We start from the raw sequence: 16132 nt of genomic DNA, 5'->3' as shown, positions 1-16132 counted from the left end.
ATTACCGCGCGGATGCCGAAGCGGCCATCAGCGCAATCGACGACGAGCTCAATCACACGGGAACCACGAAGGGAGACCTCAGGCCGCCTTCGCCTCCTTGCTATCCGGCGTTTGCGCAACCTCGTGATTCGCCATGATCTCGAGCGCGCGCACCATCGCCGAGTGATCCCATGCCTTGCCGCCGTTTGCCGCGCACACGCTGAACAACTGCTGCGCGCTCGCGGTATGCGGCAGCGCGATGCCAAGCTTGCGCGCGCCATCGAGCGCGAGATTCAGGTCCTTCTGATGCAGCTCGATCCGAAAGCCCGGATTGAAGGTGCGCTTCGTCATGCGCTCGCCATGCACTTCGAGAATCCGCGATGACGCGAAACCGCCCATCAACGCGCGGCGCACGCGCTCCGGATCGGCGCCCGAGCGCGACGCGAACAGCAGCGCTTCCGCGACCGCTTCGATGTTCAGCGCGACGATGATCTGGTTCGCGACCTTGCAGGTCTGACCCGCGCCGTTCTCGCCGATCAGCGAGATGTTCCTGCCCATCAGCTCGAACAGCGGCTTGGCCAAAGCGAAGGCCTTCTCGGGACCGCCGACCATGATCGTCAGCGACGCGTCGCGTGCGCCGATTTCGCCACCGGACACCGGCGCATCGAGATAGTCGACGCCGCGCGCGTTGATCTTCTTCGCGAACGCCTGGGTGTCGAGCGGCGAGATCGAGCTCATGTCGATCACGAGCTTGCCTTTGCTGAGGCCGGCGGCAACGCCGTCGTCGGCGAACAGCACGTTGGCGACGTCAGGCGTGTCCGGCACCATGATGATGACGATGTCGGCGGCCTGCGCGACCGCGGTCGAACTGGCGACCACGCTCGCGCTCTTCGCGATGTCGTCCGGCACTGGATACGCGCCGTTCACGAACAGCGCGTGACCGCCCTTGATGAGGTTGCGCGCCATGTGCGCGCCCATGATGCCGAGCCCGATGAAGCCGATCTTTGCCATGTGTGAATCTCCAGGGTTATAGGGGGCGTGCGTTGAGCCTGACGCGTCTCAAGCCGCCGCATGTGCCGCGCCGCGTGCCTGACCAGCGACGCTTTGCACCCAGCCGAGGCCGGCCTCGGTCGTCGTGCGCGGCTTGTATTCGCAACCGACGTAGCCGTCGTAGCCAAGCGAGTCGAGCAGCGCGAACAGATACGGATAGTTGATCTCTCCGGTGCCCGGTTCATGCCGTCCGGGGTTGTCCGCAAGCTGGATATGCGCGATCTGCGCGAGGTTCTTTTCGATCGTCGCCGCGAGTTCGCCTTCCATCCGTTGCATGTGATAGATGTCGTATTGCAGGAACAGATTGTCCGAGCCGACTTCGCGAATCACGTCGAGTCCATCGCGCGAGCGGTTCAGCGCGAAGCCCGGAATGTCGTACGAGTTGCACGGCTCGACGAGCAGCCGGATACCGGCCTTCTTCAACTCGCGCGCGGCAAAGCGCAGGTTCTCGACGATCGTCGCGCGGGCGGTGTCGGCGGAGACGTTCGCGCCCGGAATACCGACGAGGCAATTCAGTTGCGGCACCTTCAACGCGCTTGCGTATTCGATCGCGCGGCCGACGCCTTCCTGGAACTCGGCGACCCGGTCGGGCAGACACGCGATGCCGCGTTCGCCGGCTTCCCAGTTGCCCGCCGGCAGGTTGTGCAGCACCAGCTTCAGGCGGTTCTGCTGCAGACGTTCGCTCAACTCGGCGATCGAATACGGATACGGAAACAGGAATTCGACCGCGTGAAAGCCGGCATTGGCTGCTGCCGCGAAACGGTCGAGGAACGGCACTTCGTTGAACAGCATCGTCAGGTTCGCTGCGAATTTCGGCATGGTGCTTTTGTCTCTCAGGTCGGTCAGGGAATGGCGCTGGGCGTGATGAGGCGAGGGCGCGGAGCAAGAGCCCGGCCCTCGCGCATCGTGCGCGCTGAATGCTGCGGGTACTTCGAACGCGCGACGCTCAGTCGAGCAGGCTGATCGCGGTCGGCGCGTCCTCGCGCTTTTCAGCGAGTTCCTCGAACTCGTTGATCGCGTCGATCTCGGTGCCCATCGAGATGTTGGTCACGCGTTCGAGAATCACTTCGACGATCACCGGCACGTTGAACTCGGCGAGCATCGACTGCGCTTTTTGCAGCGCCGGCTTCAGCTCTTCCGGCTTGAACACGCGAATCGCCTTGCAGCCGAGACCTTCGGCGACCGCGACGTGATCGACGCCATAGCCGTTGGTCTCCGGCGAGTTGATGTTTTCGAAGCCGAGTTGCACGCAGTAGTCCATTTCGAACGCACGCTGTGCCTGGCGGATCAGCCCGAGATACGAGTTGTTCACGACGACGTGCACGTACGGCAGCTTGAATTGCGCGCCCGCCGCGAGCTCTTCGATCATGAACTGGAAGTCGTAGTCGCCGGACAGCGCGACGATCGGCCGTTGCGGATCGGCCGCGCGCACGCCGAGCGCCGCCGGAATCGTCCAGCCGAGCGGGCCGGCCTGGCCGCAGTTGATCCAGTTGCGTGCCTTGTACACGTGCAGGAATTGCGCGGCGGCAATCTGCGACAAGCCGATCGTGCTCACGTAGCAGGTGTCGCGGCCGAACACCTGATTCATCTCTTCATAGACGCGCTGCGGCTTCATCGGCACGTTGTCGAAGTGCGTCTTGCGCAGCATCGTGCGCTTGCGTTGCTGGCAATCGGCAACCCACGCGCCGCGATCCTTGAGCTTGCCCGCGGCCTTCCATTCGCCGGCGACTTCGACGAACAGTTCGAGCGCGGCCTTCGCGTCCGACACGATGCCGAGATCCGGGCCGAACACGCGGCCGATCTGCGTCGGTTCGATATCGACGTGCACGAACTTGCGGCCCTTCGTATACACATCGACGCTGCCGGTGTGACGATTGGCCCAGCGGTTGCCGATGCCGAGCACGAAGTCGGATGCGAGCATCGTCGCGTTGCCATAGCGATGCGAGGTCTGCAGACCGACCATGCCGGCCATCAGCGGATGGTCGTCGGGAATCGCGCCCCACGACATCAGCGTCGGGATCACCGGCACGCCGACCGTTTCGGCGAACTTCACGAGCAGGTCTTCGGCCACCGCGTTCAACACGCCGCCGCCCGATACGATCAACGGCTTGTCGGCATCGTTGAGCAGCGTCAGCGCCGCTTCGATCTGCTTGCGAGTCGCCTTCGGCTTGTAGACGGGCAGCGGTTCGTACGTGTCGATATCGAATTCGATTTCGGCGAGCTGCACGTCGATCGGCAGATCGACCAGCACAGGACCCGGACGGCCCGAGCGCATCAGATGGAACGCCTGCTGGAACACGCGCGGCACCAGCGCGGGCTCGCGCACGGTCACGGCCCACTTGGTAACGGGCTTCGCAATCGCTTCGATATCGACGGCCTGGAAGTCTTCCTTGTACAGACGTGCGCGCGGCGCCTGGCCTGTGATAGCCAGAATAGGGATCGAGTCGGCCTGGGCGGAGTACAAACCGGTGATCATGTCGGTGCCCGCGGGGCCCGACGTGCCGATGCACACGCCGATGTTGCCCGGGTGGGCACGCGTATAGCCCTCGGCCATGTGCGACGCGCCCTCGACGTGACGCGCGAGCACGTGGCTGATGCCGCCGGCTTTGCGCATCGCCGAGTAGAACGGGTTGATCGCGGCGCCCGGCACGCCGAACGCGGTATCGATGCCTTCTTTTTCGAGCACCAGAACGGCGGCGTCGACGGCTCTCATCTTGGCCATGGATGTCTCCTCAATGTCGGTAATTACGTCGGTTGAGGGACACTGTAGGCCTGCGCCAAAGGTTTGATAAGATCAGTCCGGGTCGCTTATTCCGAAACAAAAAGTATGGAATGGCGTGACGCCCGGCGCACGGCCGGCATCAGCCCGGCAAGAGACAGGTGGGAGACGAGCATGGACCGCTTCAAACAGATCGAAACCTTCGTGCGGGTCGCCGATGCGGGCAGTCTCGCGGCGGCGGCGCTGGAGGAGGGCGTGTCGCCGGTGATTCTCGGGCGGCGCATCGACGCGCTGGAGAAGCGCCTCGGCGTGAAGCTGATGTATCGCACGACGCGGCGGCTGGTGGTCAGCGAGGACGGCGCGGCGTTTCTCGAACGCTGCCGCGGGCTCCTCAGCGAGTGGGATCAGGCGGAAAACGAACTGAGCGCGGGGCGCCGCGCGGTGAATGGCCATCTGATCGTGTCGGCGCCTGCCGCGTTCGGCCGCAAGCATGTCGCGCCGCTCGCGCCCGCATTTTTGCGCGACAAGCCCGGGTTGCAGATGTCGTTCAATCTGACCGACCGGGTCGTCGATCTGGTGCGCGAGGGCTACGACCTGTCGATTCGCATCGGCGGCACGGTCGATCCGAACTTCGTCGCGGTGAAGCTCGCGTCGAACCGGCGCGTGGTGTGCGGTACGCCCGGGTATTTCCGTCGTCACGGCAAGCCGAAGACGCTCGAGGATCTGCCGGCCCACAACTGCCTCGCGTTCAATCTGCAAGGCGGCCAGAACCGCGGCTGGTATTTTCGCCGCAACGGCAAGCTCGCGACGGTGCGGGTGGGGGGCTCTCTCGACTGCAACGATGGCGAACTGCTGCATCGCTGGGTTTCGGAAGGGCTCGGACTCGGCTGGCGCTCGACATGGGAAATCCAGCAGCAGCTCGCGCGCGGCGAGCTCGAAACCGTGCTCGACGAGTATGCGCTGCCCGATTACGACATCCTCGCGGTCTATCCGCAGCAGCGCTACGTGCCGGCGCGGGTGCGCTATTTCATCGACTATCTGAAAGCCGTGTACGCAAGCGACGACTACTGGAACCGGCCGTCGTACTAGCGGGCGTGTTAGTTGGCGAGAGGCCCGCGGGCGAGCCCGAACTTTTGGCGATTGCTGGCGGAAGTCGGGAATAAACTGGGTCTATGGCCAGTTCTGCTGTGAAAGACACGTCAGCACACCACGCGGGGCGCTCGACAGCAGCGACCCGCACGACGCAGCCGCCATGCCCTTGGAGGGGCCCACGTGGTCCAGACCGATTCAGACGCCGCCCGCGCGCGGGGCGAGCCTAGTGCCCGCCCCGCCGCCGATGCCGATTCCGATGCCGCGAAAAGCCGCCGCTTCCAGCAGCTCGCGTTGCCGCATCTGGACGCCGCGTACAACCTCGCGCGCTGGCTGTGCGGCAATCCGAACGATGCCGAGGACGTCGTGCAGGAAGCGTTCATGCGCGCGTTCCGCTTCTTCGATACGTTTCGCGGCGACTCTGCACGGCCGTGGCTGCTCGCGATCGTGCGCCGGACCTGGTACACGGAATGGCGGCGGCGAGCGCCGTCGCACGACATGCTCGAATTCGACGAAACGATGGACGACGCGACCCTCGACGGCTGGAGCGCAGGCGGTGACGATCCGCAGACACTGCTGATCCGCGACGAGGATGTGCGACTGGTGCACGATGCGCTGGCGCGTTTGCCGGTCGAGTATCGCGAGGTGCTGATCTTGCGTGAGCTCGAAGAGATGGGATATCGGGAGATCGCGGTGGTGGCCGATGTGCCGATCGGTACGGTGATGTCGCGGCTCGCGCGTGGGCGGCGCAAGCTGGCGGAGGTGTTGATGGCGCAGCAGCGAGGCGGCGGGGAGCCGGTTGGCAAGGGGCGTAAAGGCGGGCAGGGTGGCCCCCAGGAGGCGCCGTCGGAGCGGGATGCGCAGTCCGGGCGACTCGCGAGGTCGGCGGCCACCGCGCCCCCTGCACCCTGCGCCCAGCCGGCAAAAAGTTCCGGCGACGGTCGCCCAGCATCGTCGGCGGGCATGCCCGCCACCGCAACAGTGACACAGCTCCGGGCGTTTGCCGACGGCCGGCCCCTCAACATTCCCGGCGCTGCCGCCGACCCCGCTCAGGAGACGCCGGATGGACTGTAACGAAGCACGGCCGCTCCTCGATGCGAATGCCGATCACGAATTGCCGGCGCCCGATGCGCGCCGGGTCCAGCAGCATATCGAGAACTGCGACGATTGCCGGCGCGCGAGCGACAACGTGCGCGCGCTGAGCGGCGCGCTGCGCGCGGCGCCGTATCATCGGGCGCCGCAGTCGTTGCGGGCGCGGATCGTGGCGGGCTTGCCCGGCGTCGTCGATGAAGCGGCCGCGGTGTCGGCCGCGACGGCGGCTCCCGACGATCTACCGAAGAAGTCCGCCGCCGGGATGACGCAGCCTGTGATGCAGCAACCTCGGCGTCAGCGTCGCGGGGCGTGGTGGCCCGCGTGGCTCGACGGATGGCTCGGGGGCTTCGGCGGCCCGCTCGGCGCGGGCGGTGCAAACCGCGCGGCCGCGCACGGCGGTCTTGCGGCACTGGTGATCGCGTTGTGCGCGGCCGCCGCGGTCCTGACACTGACGCTGCATCGTCCGGCCGAATCCTCGCCGTTCACCGACGAACTCGTCGAAAGCCATGTCCGCGCGCAGGTCTCCGGCCGCGACATCGACGTGATTTCGACGGACCGTCACACCGTGAAGCCGTGGTTCAACGGCCGGCTCGACTATTCGCCGCCGGTCGAGGACCTCGCGGCGGCCGGCTTCGCGCTTCAGGGCGGCCGGCTCGACTACCTCGCGCATCAGCGGGTCGCGGTGCTCGTGTACCGCTACGGCAAGCACGTGATCGACGTGTACGTGTTTCCGCAGTCCACGGCGGAGGGCGCAGCGCCGGCGGCGCTCGGTCACGACGGCTATTCGATCGCGCACTGGGACGCGGCGGGCATGACCTGGTGGGCGATCACGGACGCCGCGCCCGATGCGCTCACGGGCTTCCAAGCGGCGCTCAGAGCGCGTTTGCAGAGCGGCAGTCAACGCACGGAAGCGGGTTGAGGGGCTGCCGCGGCCCGATTTTCCCGGTTCTATAACCCTAAGCTCTTGAAAACACATCCGATTCCACGGCCGAATCAGCGGAATGCCTTGCAACCCGTCCCCAATCGGGTTACACTTTTGGGCTTCTCACTTGCCGCACCGGTTCCGACGCCCGGGCGGCTTCTATCCAAAAGTCAGCACAAGGAGTGTGTAATGCGTCATTACGAAATCGTCTTTATCGTGCATCCCGATCAAAGCGAGCAAGTGCCCGCCATGATCGAGCGTTACAAGAGCACGATCACGTCGCACGGTGGTCAGATCCACCGCGTCGAAGACTGGGGCCGTCGCCAACTGGCCTACATGATCGAGAAACTCGCGAAGGCTCACTACGTCTGCATGAACATCGAATGCGACCAGACCACGCTCGACGAACTGGAACACGCGTTCAAGTTCAACGACGCCGTTCTGCGTCACCTGATCGTCAAGATGAAGAAGGCCGAAACCGGCCCGTCGCCGATGATGAAGGAAGTGCAGCGCGAAGAAGCCAAGAAGTCGGCAGCCGCTCAGCCGACCGAAGCGCAGGCTTAAGACACACTATTTAAGCTACCAGACACGCAGCGTCGCTCCGCTCACGTACACGAAGGCATCTCAAGTACATGAACCGGCTGCAACTCACGGCGAGCGTCGTCGAACGCGAAGCGGTGCGGTACACGCCCGCCGGCGTTCCGATTGCAAGCTGCACGTTGCACCACCGCACGGAAGTCGTCGAGGCGGGCATTGCCCGTCAGGTCGAACTGACCATGCAGGCGGTCGCCGCGGGCGAAGCGAGCGGCAAGCTCGAAAACTGTCAGATGGGCGTCGAAACGCTCTTCACAGGTTTTCTGGCTAAAAAGCACCGAAACGCGCGAACTCTGGTATTTCACATCACAGCATTGCAGGACATTGGAAAGGACTAATCATGCCCCGCCCGACTGGTAAGAAATTCGATAAGCGTCGTCAGCAACAGAACCCGCTCTTCAAGCGCAAGAAGTTCTGCCGTTTCACGGCCGCTGGCGTCGAGTACATCGACTACAAAGACATCGAAACGCTGAAGGACTTCATCGGCGAGAACGGCAAGATCACGCCGGCACGTCTCACGGGTACCAAGGCGCACTATCAACGCCAGCTGGACACGGCTATCAAGCGCGCGCGTTTCCTCGCGCTGATGCCGTACACCGACCAGCACAAGGCTTAACCCGACGACGCGATAAGGAGCATCCGAATGCAAATCATTCTTCTGGAAAAAGTCGTCAATCTGGGTAACCTGGGCGACATCGTGAAGGTCAAGGACGGTTACGCACGTAACTTCCTGATCCCGAACAAGCAAGCTCGCCGTGCAACGAAAGAAGCCCTGGCTGAATTCGAAGTGCGCCGCGCAGAACTCGAAAAGGTCGCCGCTGAAAGGCTGGCAGCCGCTCAGGCTCAAGGCGAAAAGCTGGCAGGCCAGACGGTTCAGATCAATCAGAAGGCTGGCGTCGACGGCCGTCTGTTCGGTTCGGTGACGAATGCCGACATCGCTGAAGCACTGGGCAAGCAAGGCTTCGCGGTGGAAAAGGCGCAAGTGCGTCTGCCGGAAGGCCCGCTGAAGATGGTTGGCGAGCACCCGGTTCAAGTTTCGCTGCACACCGACGTTCTCGTCGATGTGACGGTGGCGGTGATCGGCGAGCACGTCTAAGTCGACCGCTGAGCATTGCGCAGGATCAGCCAGCACTTCGCTGGTGAAGGGCAGGGGCCGGGTAACCGGCCCCTGCTTTTTTTGTGCCCGACTATCCGTCGAGTATCCCCGAGTTGGCGTTTTTTCCGCTCGCAGCCGTCGTCGGATTGCCCGATAATTCCTCCCCATGAACGCACCGTCGAAAGATCCCCAACTCGAGTCGCTGAAAGTCCCCCCGCATTCGATCGAAGCCGAGCAATCGGTGCTGGGCGGCCTGCTGCTCGACAACGCGGCATGGGACCGCATTGCCGACTTCCTCGCGCAGAGCGACTTCTACCGTTACGACCACCGCATCATCTTCGAGCACATCGGCAAGCTGATCGCGGCCACGCGTCCGGCCGACGTGGTCACCGTCTACGAAGCGCTCGGCACTTCGGGCAAGGCGGAAGAGGTCGGCGGCCTCGCTTACCTGAACGCGCTAGCGCAGAACACGCCGAGCGCGGCCAATATCCGCCGCTACGCGGAAATCGTGCGCGACCGCGCGGTGCTGCGCCGGCTTGTGTCGGTCGCCGATGAAATCTCCGCCGACGCGTTCAACCCTCAAGGCAAGGAAGTCCGGCAATTGCTGGACGAAGCGGAATCGAAGGTGTTTTCGATTGCCGAAGACGGCGCGCGCGGCACCCAGGGCTTTCTCGAGATCGGGCCGCTGCTGACCCAGGTGGTCGAACGGATCGATACGCTCTATCACACCGCCAATCCGAGCGACGTGACCGGCACGCCAACCGGCTTCGTCGATCTGGACCGCATGACCTCGGGCATGCACGGCGGCGAGTTGATCATCGTCGCGGGCCGTCCGTCGATGGGTAAGACGGCGTTTTCGATGAACATCGGCGAGTACGTCGCGGTCGAGTACGGACTGCCCGTCGCGGTGTTCTCGATGGAAATGCCGGGCACGCAGCTCACGATGCGTATGCTCGGCTCGGTCGGCCGGCTCGATCAGCATCGCATGCGTACCGGGCGTCTGACCGACGAGGATTGGCCGAAGCTCACGCACGCGGTGCAGAAAATGAGCGAGGCGCAAATCTTCATCGACGAAACCGGCGGTCTGAACCCGATGGAACTGCGCTCGCGCGCGCGCCGGCTGTCGCGCCAGTGCGGCAAGCTCGGGCTGATCATCATCGACTATCTGCAGCTGATGAGCGGCTCGTCGGCGGGCGAAAACCGCGCGACCGAAATCTCGGAAATCTCGCGTTCGCTGAAGGGCCTCGCGAAAGAGCTCGACGTGCCGGTGATCGCATTGTCGCAGCTGAATCGCGGCCTCGAGCAGCGGCCGAACAAGCGGCCGATCATGTCGGACCTGCGCGAATCGGGCGCTATCGAACAGGACGCCGACGTGATCCTGTTCATCTACCGCGACGAAGTGTACAACCCGGACAGCCCCGACAAGGGCACCGCCGAGATCATCATCGGCAAGCAGCGGAATGGTCCGATCGGCCCGGTTCGCCTCACGTTCCATGGCCAATACACGAAATTCGACAATTTTGCGGGTGCGCAGAACTTCTACGGCGGCGAGTGACGCGCCGCGCCGGGGGCTGTTGTAACGGCGCTGTAGCGAGTGCGGCAATGATGGCGGAACGGTACAATATGGCGGTTTTATGTCAGCCATTACGTGACCCATTTCCAGGATCCCAATGTTCGGTCGATTCATGCCCACCGAGGGCAAGTTCTTTGAAATCTTCAATTCGCACGCAACGTGCATCATCTCGGCAAGCCGCGAACTCGAGCTCCTGATCGACAATCTGCAGGACGCCGAAATCCACAAGCAAAACGTGCAAAAGGCCGAGAAAGCGGCCGACAAGCTCACGCACGAAGCCATCGACCTGCTGCACAAGACTTTCATCACGCCGCTCGACCGTGACGAGATCCACAAGCTGATCACGACGATGGACGACATCCTCGACCTGATGGAGGACGTCGCCACCGCGATCTCGCTGTACGACGTGCAGGCGGTCACGTCGGAGGCGAGCCAGCTCGCGCATATCTGCACGGCGACCTGCGAGCGCGTGCAATTCGCGGTCAGCCTGCTGTCGGACATGAAGCAGGCGCGCCAGATCCTGAAGGCCTGCGAGGAAATCGACCGGCTCGAATCGGAAGCCGACCGCGTGCTGCGCGCGGCGATGTCGAAGCTGTTCCGCGAGGAAGACGACGTCAAGGTCCTGATCAAGCTGAAGGCGATCTACGAACTGCTGGAAACGATCACGGACAAGTGTGAGGATGTGGCAAACATCATCGAAGGCATCGTGCTGGAAAACGCATAATGCAATCGATACAACTCGCTATCTGGGTCGTAACCGGCCTGGTTGCCATTGCGCTGGTGTTCGACTTCATGAACGGCTTTCACGACGCGGCGAATTCGATCGCCACGGTCGTATCGACCGGCGTGCTGAAGCCGCAGCAGGCGGTGGCGTTCGCGGCGGCGTTCAACGTCATCGCGTATTTCGTGTTTCACCTGAAGGTGGCCGCAACCGTCGGCAAGGGCACGATCGATCCGGACATCGTCGATCACTACGTGATCTTCGGCGCGCTGGCCGGCGCGATTGCGTGGAACGTGATCACCTGGGTCTACGGCATTCCGTCCAGTTCGTCGCACGCGCTGATCGGCGGGCTCGTGGGCGCGGCGCTCGCCAAGTCGGGCTGGGGAGCGCTGAACTGGGACGGTCTGATGAAGACCGTCGCGTTCATCTTCGTTTCGCCGCTGCTGGGCTTCGTGCTCGGCTCGTTCTTCATGCTGCTGGTGTCGTGGCTGTACTTCCGCACACCGCCGAGCAAGGTCGACCGGCGCTTCCGCCGTCTACAACTGCTTTCCGCTGGCCTGTACAGCCTTGGTCACGGTGGCAACGACGCGCAGAAGACCATCGGCATCATCTGGATGCTGCTGATCGCAACCGGCTTTGCGTCGATGAAGGCGAATGCGCCGCCGCTGTGGGTGATTGGCGGCTGCTATCTGTCAATGGGTCTCGGCACGCTGTTCGGCGGCTGGCGGATCGTGCGCACGATGGGGCAGAAAATCACGAAGCTGAAGCCGGTCGGCGGCTTCTGTGCGGAGGCGGGCGGAGCGCTCACGCTGTTCACCGCGTCGGCGCTCGGTATCCCCGTCTCCACCACGCATACCATCACCGGCGCGATCGTCGGGGTCGGCGCGACACAGAAGTTGAGCGCGGTGCGCTGGGGCGTCGCCGGTAACATCGTGTGGGCGTGGATTCTGACCATCCCGGCGTCCGCGCTGCTGTCCGGCGGAGCATGGTGGCTGGGTCACCACTTCCTGTAATCACCGTGCGATGCAGGCCTGCGCTGCTCGATTTGGCTGAGTCTGGCTAAACAGCACTCGCGGGCTTCGGCTTGATGCCGCCCGTTGCATCGCATCGGTTTCCCTACGCAGTTCGATTGAAAGCGCGCTTGCGTCGTCCTGAGGACCGGCGCGTCGCTCGATCCGTTCAGATCAGCGGTGCGTTTGCGCCGTCCATCGGGATGATCGCGCCCGTCACATAGCTTGCACGGCGGCTCGCGAGGAACAGCGCCACGTCGGCAATTTCCTCAGGCTTTGCGTAGCGGCCGAGCGGCATCCGGGCCTGGCCGCGCGCGAGCGCCTCCTCGTTGCCGATGCCTTGCTGCGCCGCCTCCAGCTGGACCGCTTCCTCGACCCGCTCGGTCAGCGTCGCACCCGGATTGATCGCGTTGATGCGGATGCCATAGCGCGCGTAGTAGTGCGCGAGGCCGACGGTTGCGAGCATCAGCGCCGCGTTGGCCGCGCCGCCCGCGATATGGATGTCGCTCGCGACCTTGCCGCCCATGCCGATGATATTGACGATCGTGCCCGGCTCGACGCCGCCGTTGGCCTTCGCGCGCTGGGCCATACGGCGCAGCACTTCCTGCTGCGGATAGATATACGGGAAATACTTCGCCTCCATCGTCGCGCGAAATGCGTCGGCATCGAGCGTCTCAGGGTCGTACCGGCGCGCGGCGCCGGCGCTATTGATCAGCACGTCGATCGGTCCTACCGCGGTGCTGACTTCCTCGACGATATCGGCGGCACTATGCGGTTCGTGCAGGTCGGCACGCGTGCGATGCACGTGGAATCCTTCCTGTTTCAGCTGTTCGTAGGCGCGCGCGAGGTTGGCGGGGTCGCGCGACACGATCGCGACCTTCGCGCCTTCCTGCGCGAAGGCCCGCGCGCAGGCGAAACCGATGCCTTTGCTGCCGCCGGTAATGAGCACCACCTTATTTTTGAGTCCGAGTTCCATGGTCGTTACCCGCCGTCGAAAGAATATCGATGACGATAGCAGATCACGGCCTCAGAAGTTGCCGTTCGCGAAACGGGCGATCGGGTCGTCGCTGCTTTGCGTGGGTGCGGGCGCGCCGTGGGAAGCAGTCGACGCGCGCATCAGCTGCACGGCGCCAGCGCCGTCGGTCTGCTGTGCCTGACGGGCCTGGCGTTCCGCGATGGAAGCGGGCGGCGGTGGTTCGAATGCATCGGCGGCGGCATCGATCGCGTCGGTTTTGGTTGGCGGGAGGACGCGGGCAGTCGTGGCGGTCTGCGTCGGTTGAGCGGGTGAAGGAGCGCCGCTTTCGTACATGCGTGTCTGAGCCGCCGGGACCAACGGCGGTGCCACGGCGCCCGCCGAGCGCGCCTGCAGTTGCGCGTCGCTGAGGCCCGACGGCGGCGGCTCGAATTGATCGCTTTGCGCGACGGGCGTGCCGCCACCTGCACCGGTCGCGGGGATCGCGCCGGTAGAGGTCGATGCTGGCCGAACCGCCGCCGTCGCCGCGGCGCCCGCGGCAGCGCGCTCCGTTTGCGGCGCCGCCGCCTGATAGCTCGGCGTATCGAATGGCGCGGGCGTCGCCGCCGGTCCCGCCATCCGGCGGATGCCGTCGAAACGCTTCGCCCAGTAGGGATTGGTCAGATAGTCGAGCCGCACCGTGCCGCCGGTCGATGGTGCGTTGACGAAGCGCAGTTTGCCTACGTAGATGCCGACGTGCGAATGCGCACGCCCCGTCGTATTGAAAAAGATCAGATCGCCGGGTGCGATTTCGTCCGGCTCGACGGATTCGCCGCGCCCGCTCATCTCGGCAGTCGTGCGCGGCAGGTTCACCGACGCCGCGCGCAGCACCACGTAGCGCACGAGCCCGCTGCAGTCGAAGCCGCTGTCGGGCGTGTTGCCGCCCCAGCGGTAGGGCACGCCGACGAGGCTCATCGCCTGAATCGAGATTTCCTCGCGGCCGATGCTGTGATCGACGAAATGGGGGAAGCCGGGCGGCGGCGCCTGATAGGCGCCGTTCGCGACGACGGTGCCGCCAGACCCGCGCGAGCTCTTCTGCGGCGCGCCGGCGCAGGCGGCGAGCAGCAGGACGGGCAGCAGCGATAGGGCGAGTCGGCGCATGAAGACGGCACGGGCGGTAAGCGCCCATTTACTCACTGAAGATGTCGGGATGGTAGCCGCCCAACAAGGCTGCCGCAAGAATTGTTGATAAATTACTTGAAGTTTGTGCGCTAAGTGTTGCCTGCGGAGAACGTCGGCGCAATAAAAAAGCCGCGCCCGGAACGAACCGGACGCGGCTTGCGATGAAAAGCCGGAAGGGGACCTCCGAACGCCTAGAGAATCTCCGACGCGTAGTCAGCGAGGCGCGAGCGCTCGCCGCGCGCGAGCGTCACGTGTCCGCTGTGCGCCCAGCCCTTGAAGCGGTCGACCACATAGGTCAGGCCCGAACTGCCCTCGGTCAGGTAAGGCGTGTCGATCTGCGCGATGTTGCCGAGGCAGATGATCTTCGTGCCCGGACCCGCGCGCGTGACGAGCGTCTTCATCTGTTTGGGCGTCAGGTTCTGCGCCTCGTCGATGATCAGATACTTGTCGACGAACGTCCGGCCGCGCATGAAGTTCATGCTCTTGATCTTCAGGCGCGAACGGATCAGCTCCTGGGTCGCGGCGCGGCCCCATTCGCCGGCGGCGTCGTCGGTTTTCTGCAGCACTTCGAGGTTGTCGTCGAACGCGCCCATCCACGGCTGCATCTTTTCCTCTTCAGTGCCCGGCAGGAAGCCGATGTCTTCACCGACCGGCACCGTCGCGCGCGTCACGATGATCTCGTTGTAGCGCTTGTCGTCGAGCACCTGCGCGAGGCCCGCCGCGAGCGCGACCAGCGTCTTGCCGGTGCCGGCCTGGCCGAGCAGCGTGACGAAGTCGATTTCCGGATTCATCAGCAGGTTCAGCGCGAAGTTCTGCTCGCGATTGCGCGCCGTGATGCCCCACACGTTGTTCTTGTGGTGGCCATAGTCACGCAGCGTTTGCAGCAGCGCGGTCTTGCCGTTCAGCTCGCGCACCAGCGCATGAAACGCGGGCTCGCCGTTCTGCGGCTCCAGATAAACGAACTCGTTGACCAGCATCGAAGCGCACAGCGGACCTGTCACACGGTAGTACGTGGTGCCGGTTTTGGTGTCCTGCCAGCTTTCCATGCCCTTCGCGTGCCGGGTCCAGAAGTCTTGCGGCAGTGCGCGGATGCCCGTGTACAGCAGGTCGCTGTCCTCGAGCACCTGGTCGTTGAAGTAATCTTCGGCGGGCAGGCCGAGCGCATGCGCCTTGATGCGCATGTTGATGTCTTTCGACACCAGCACGACCTGGCGATCCGCGCGATCGCGCTGCAGCGCGCGCACGACGCCGAGGATCTGGTTGTCGGCCTTGCCTTCGGGCAGCCCTTCGACGGGCTCGATCGCGGTCAGCCGGGTCTGGAAGAACAGGCGTCCGGATGCCTCGCGGCTGCCCAGCCGCGCGAGCGAAATGCCGCCGGTGATGTCGCCCGCGTTCGCGACGAGCGCGTCGAGCGTGCGGCTCACCTGACGCGCGTTGCGCGCGACTTCCGACATCCCCTTCTTGTGGTTGTCGAGCTCTTCCAACGTCATCATCGGCAGATAGACGTCGTGCTCCTCGAAACGGAACAGGCAGCTCGGATCGTGCATTAGCACGTTGGTGTCGAGCACGAAAAGCTTTTGCACCTCGACTGGCGCGGCGCTGGTGCCGCGTTTCTTGCGGGTGGCGGCCGGGGTCGCCGCGGCGGGTGCGGCGGCTGTTTCGGCCGTCGGGTGCTTCGCGCGTGCGACGACCGGCTGCGCTGCGGCCTCGTCGTCCCCGAGCTGCGAGCGCCCGGATGGAACCGGCTGCAACAGGGCGGCGGTCTGTTTGGTCTTGCGGCCACGCGCCGGCGCGGGTTGCGCGGCGGGCGGCGATTCGACGGCGGGCACGGGCCACAACGTGGTGGCGGCGTTGGCGGCGTGCGCCATCGGGGTGGCAACATTGGCGCGGCCGTAATCGGCCGACTCTGCGGATTCCCCTTCACGCGCCTGTTTTTTCGCAGTGGAGTGCGCGGGCGTGACGGCTTTGGCCTTGTATTCGTCAGGCGACAAAAGATTGCCGAGCTTGCTGGGGGGAGTAGGCAAAGGCATGGTTTCCCTCGAAATGATCGGGTCGCATATCGTGCGCCGCCCGTCGCATTCTGACGATGCCTTCATGGGGCACCCAGTCTGCGCGAGGAGGCGCGCATTCGGTCTAGAGATGCCGGTTCGCCT

At 64.4% G+C, this 16132-nt stretch carries 16 protein-coding genes; 10 read left to right on the top strand and 6 right to left on the bottom strand.

The genetic code is table 11. From position 1 onward, the window contains the following. Window positions 1-78: 78 nt before the first annotated feature. The 3 genes from AB3X96_RS06325 to gcl all read right to left on the bottom strand — a co-directional run bounded on the left by AB3X96_RS06325 (window position 79) and on the right by gcl (window position 3751). Window positions 79-990, bottom strand: coding sequence for a 2-hydroxy-3-oxopropionate reductase (locus AB3X96_RS06325; RefSeq protein ID WP_368589011.1), 912 nt, complete (start codon window positions 988-990; stop codon window positions 79-81). A 48-nt stretch (window positions 991-1038) separates the two neighbouring features. After that, a complete protein-coding gene (hyi, locus tag AB3X96_RS06320; RefSeq protein ID WP_176377891.1) occupies window positions 1039-1848 on the bottom strand; it encodes a hydroxypyruvate isomerase in 810 nt (269 codons plus the stop codon). Window positions 1849-1975: 127 nt separating this feature from the next. Continuing rightward, entirely contained in the window at window positions 1976-3751 is a 1776-nt protein-coding gene (gene gcl / locus AB3X96_RS06315) for a glyoxylate carboligase (RefSeq protein ID WP_368589010.1), read from the bottom strand. Between the two features lie 171 nt (window positions 3752-3922). Between gcl and AB3X96_RS06310 the strand changes: the two genes are divergently transcribed. The 10 genes from AB3X96_RS06310 to AB3X96_RS06265 all read left to right on the top strand — a co-directional run bounded on the left by AB3X96_RS06310 (window position 3923) and on the right by AB3X96_RS06265 (window position 11848). Next, entirely contained in the window at window positions 3923-4837 is a 915-nt protein-coding gene (locus AB3X96_RS06310; RefSeq protein ID WP_368589009.1) for a LysR substrate-binding domain-containing protein, read from the top strand. Window positions 4838-5020: 183 nt separating this feature from the next. Continuing rightward, window positions 5021-5911 carry an RNA polymerase sigma factor gene (locus tag AB3X96_RS06305; protein WP_368589008.1) on the top strand — a complete coding sequence of 297 codons (891 nt, stop codon included), beginning with the start codon at window positions 5021-5023 and terminating at the stop codon, window positions 5909-5911. Then, window positions 5901-6848 carry an anti-sigma factor gene (locus tag AB3X96_RS06300; protein WP_368589007.1) on the top strand — a complete coding sequence of 316 codons (948 nt, stop codon included), beginning with the start codon at window positions 5901-5903 and terminating at the stop codon, window positions 6846-6848. Before AB3X96_RS06305 ends, AB3X96_RS06300 begins: the two co-directional genes overlap by 11 nt. Before the next feature lie 192 nt (window positions 6849-7040). Beyond that, complete coding sequence (gene rpsF, locus AB3X96_RS06295) at window positions 7041-7415, top strand: 30S ribosomal protein S6 (RefSeq protein ID WP_013089311.1); 375 nt, start codon at window positions 7041-7043, stop codon at window positions 7413-7415. Between the two features lie 68 nt (window positions 7416-7483). After that, on the top strand, window positions 7484-7783 hold the full coding sequence (priB, locus tag AB3X96_RS06290; RefSeq protein WP_176108684.1) for a primosomal replication protein N: 300 nt from the start codon (window positions 7484-7486) through the stop codon (window positions 7781-7783). Window positions 7784-7785: 2 nt separating this feature from the next. Beyond that, complete coding sequence (gene rpsR, locus AB3X96_RS06285; RefSeq protein ID WP_008922421.1) at window positions 7786-8061, top strand: 30S ribosomal protein S18; 276 nt, start codon at window positions 7786-7788, stop codon at window positions 8059-8061. Between the two features lie 27 nt (window positions 8062-8088). Further along, on the top strand, window positions 8089-8541 hold the full coding sequence (gene rplI / locus AB3X96_RS06280) for a 50S ribosomal protein L9 (RefSeq protein WP_368589006.1): 453 nt from the start codon (window positions 8089-8091) through the stop codon (window positions 8539-8541). 166 nt (window positions 8542-8707) lie between these two features. Then, the gene (locus AB3X96_RS06275; protein WP_176108683.1) at window positions 8708-10096 is read left to right on the top strand and encodes a replicative DNA helicase; all 1389 of its coding nucleotides are present in this window, start codon (window positions 8708-8710) and stop codon (window positions 10094-10096) included. A 115-nt stretch (window positions 10097-10211) separates the two neighbouring features. Continuing rightward, a complete protein-coding gene (locus AB3X96_RS06270) occupies window positions 10212-10838 on the top strand; it encodes a DUF47 domain-containing protein (protein ID WP_013089315.1) in 627 nt (208 codons plus the stop codon). Continuing rightward, entirely contained in the window at window positions 10838-11848 is a 1011-nt protein-coding gene (locus AB3X96_RS06265) for an inorganic phosphate transporter (RefSeq protein WP_176377886.1), read from the top strand. The genes AB3X96_RS06270 and AB3X96_RS06265 overlap by 1 nt, the downstream gene beginning before the upstream one ends. Before the next feature lie 166 nt (window positions 11849-12014). On the opposite strand, the gene AB3X96_RS06260 is transcribed toward AB3X96_RS06265, so the two are convergent. From AB3X96_RS06260 to AB3X96_RS06250, 3 genes are all read right to left on the bottom strand, one after another. Beyond that, window positions 12015-12821 carry an SDR family NAD(P)-dependent oxidoreductase gene (locus tag AB3X96_RS06260; protein WP_368589005.1) on the bottom strand — a complete coding sequence of 269 codons (807 nt, stop codon included), beginning with the start codon at window positions 12819-12821 and terminating at the stop codon, window positions 12015-12017. Between the two features lie 51 nt (window positions 12822-12872). Next, complete coding sequence (locus tag AB3X96_RS06255) at window positions 12873-13958, bottom strand: NlpC/P60 family protein (RefSeq protein ID WP_368589004.1); 1086 nt, start codon at window positions 13956-13958, stop codon at window positions 12873-12875. Window positions 13959-14170: 212 nt separating this feature from the next. Beyond that, entirely contained in the window at window positions 14171-16009 is a 1839-nt protein-coding gene (locus AB3X96_RS06250) for a PhoH family protein (RefSeq protein WP_368589003.1), read from the bottom strand. Between the last annotated feature and the right edge of the window lie 123 nt (window positions 16010-16132).

It is taken from the genome of Paraburkholderia sp. BR13439, from assembly GCF_040948805.1.
GTDB lineage: Bacteria > Pseudomonadota > Gammaproteobacteria > Burkholderiales > Burkholderiaceae > Paraburkholderia > Paraburkholderia youngii.
The sequence above is the reverse complement of the archived record's forward strand: the minus strand, read 5'-3'. Positions and strand labels throughout refer to the sequence as shown.

Coding starts and splice junctions, on each gene's coding strand:
- priB (WP_176108684.1), top strand. CDS start 7,484: ATGAACCGGCTGCAACTCACGGCGAGCGTCGTCGAACGCGAAGCGGTG.
- AB3X96_RS06270 (WP_013089315.1), top strand. CDS start 10,212: ATGTTCGGTCGATTCATGCCCACCGAGGGCAAGTTCTTTGAAATCTTC.
- AB3X96_RS06325 (WP_368589011.1), bottom strand. CDS start 990: ATGGCAAAGATCGGCTTCATCGGGCTCGGCATCATGGGCGCGCACATG.
- AB3X96_RS06310 (WP_368589009.1), top strand. CDS start 3,923: ATGGACCGCTTCAAACAGATCGAAACCTTCGTGCGGGTCGCCGATGCG.
- AB3X96_RS06275 (WP_176108683.1), top strand. CDS start 8,708: ATGAACGCACCGTCGAAAGATCCCCAACTCGAGTCGCTGAAAGTCCCC.
- AB3X96_RS06265 (WP_176377886.1), top strand. CDS start 10,838: ATGCAATCGATACAACTCGCTATCTGGGTCGTAACCGGCCTGGTTGCC.
- hyi (WP_176377891.1), bottom strand. CDS start 1,848: ATGCCGAAATTCGCAGCGAACCTGACGATGCTGTTCAACGAAGTGCCG.
- AB3X96_RS06260 (WP_368589005.1), bottom strand. CDS start 12,821: ATGGAACTCGGACTCAAAAATAAGGTGGTGCTCATTACCGGCGGCAGC.
- AB3X96_RS06250 (WP_368589003.1), bottom strand. CDS start 16,009: ATGCCTTTGCCTACTCCCCCCAGCAAGCTCGGCAATCTTTTGTCGCCT.
- rpsR (WP_008922421.1), top strand. CDS start 7,786: ATGCCCCGCCCGACTGGTAAGAAATTCGATAAGCGTCGTCAGCAACAG.
- rplI (WP_368589006.1), top strand. CDS start 8,089: ATGCAAATCATTCTTCTGGAAAAAGTCGTCAATCTGGGTAACCTGGGC.
- AB3X96_RS06300 (WP_368589007.1), top strand. CDS start 5,901: ATGGACTGTAACGAAGCACGGCCGCTCCTCGATGCGAATGCCGATCAC.
- rpsF (WP_013089311.1), top strand. CDS start 7,041: ATGCGTCATTACGAAATCGTCTTTATCGTGCATCCCGATCAAAGCGAG.
- gcl (WP_368589010.1), bottom strand. CDS start 3,751: ATGGCCAAGATGAGAGCCGTCGACGCCGCCGTTCTGGTGCTCGAAAAA.
- AB3X96_RS06255 (WP_368589004.1), bottom strand. CDS start 13,958: ATGCGCCGACTCGCCCTATCGCTGCTGCCCGTCCTGCTGCTCGCCGCC.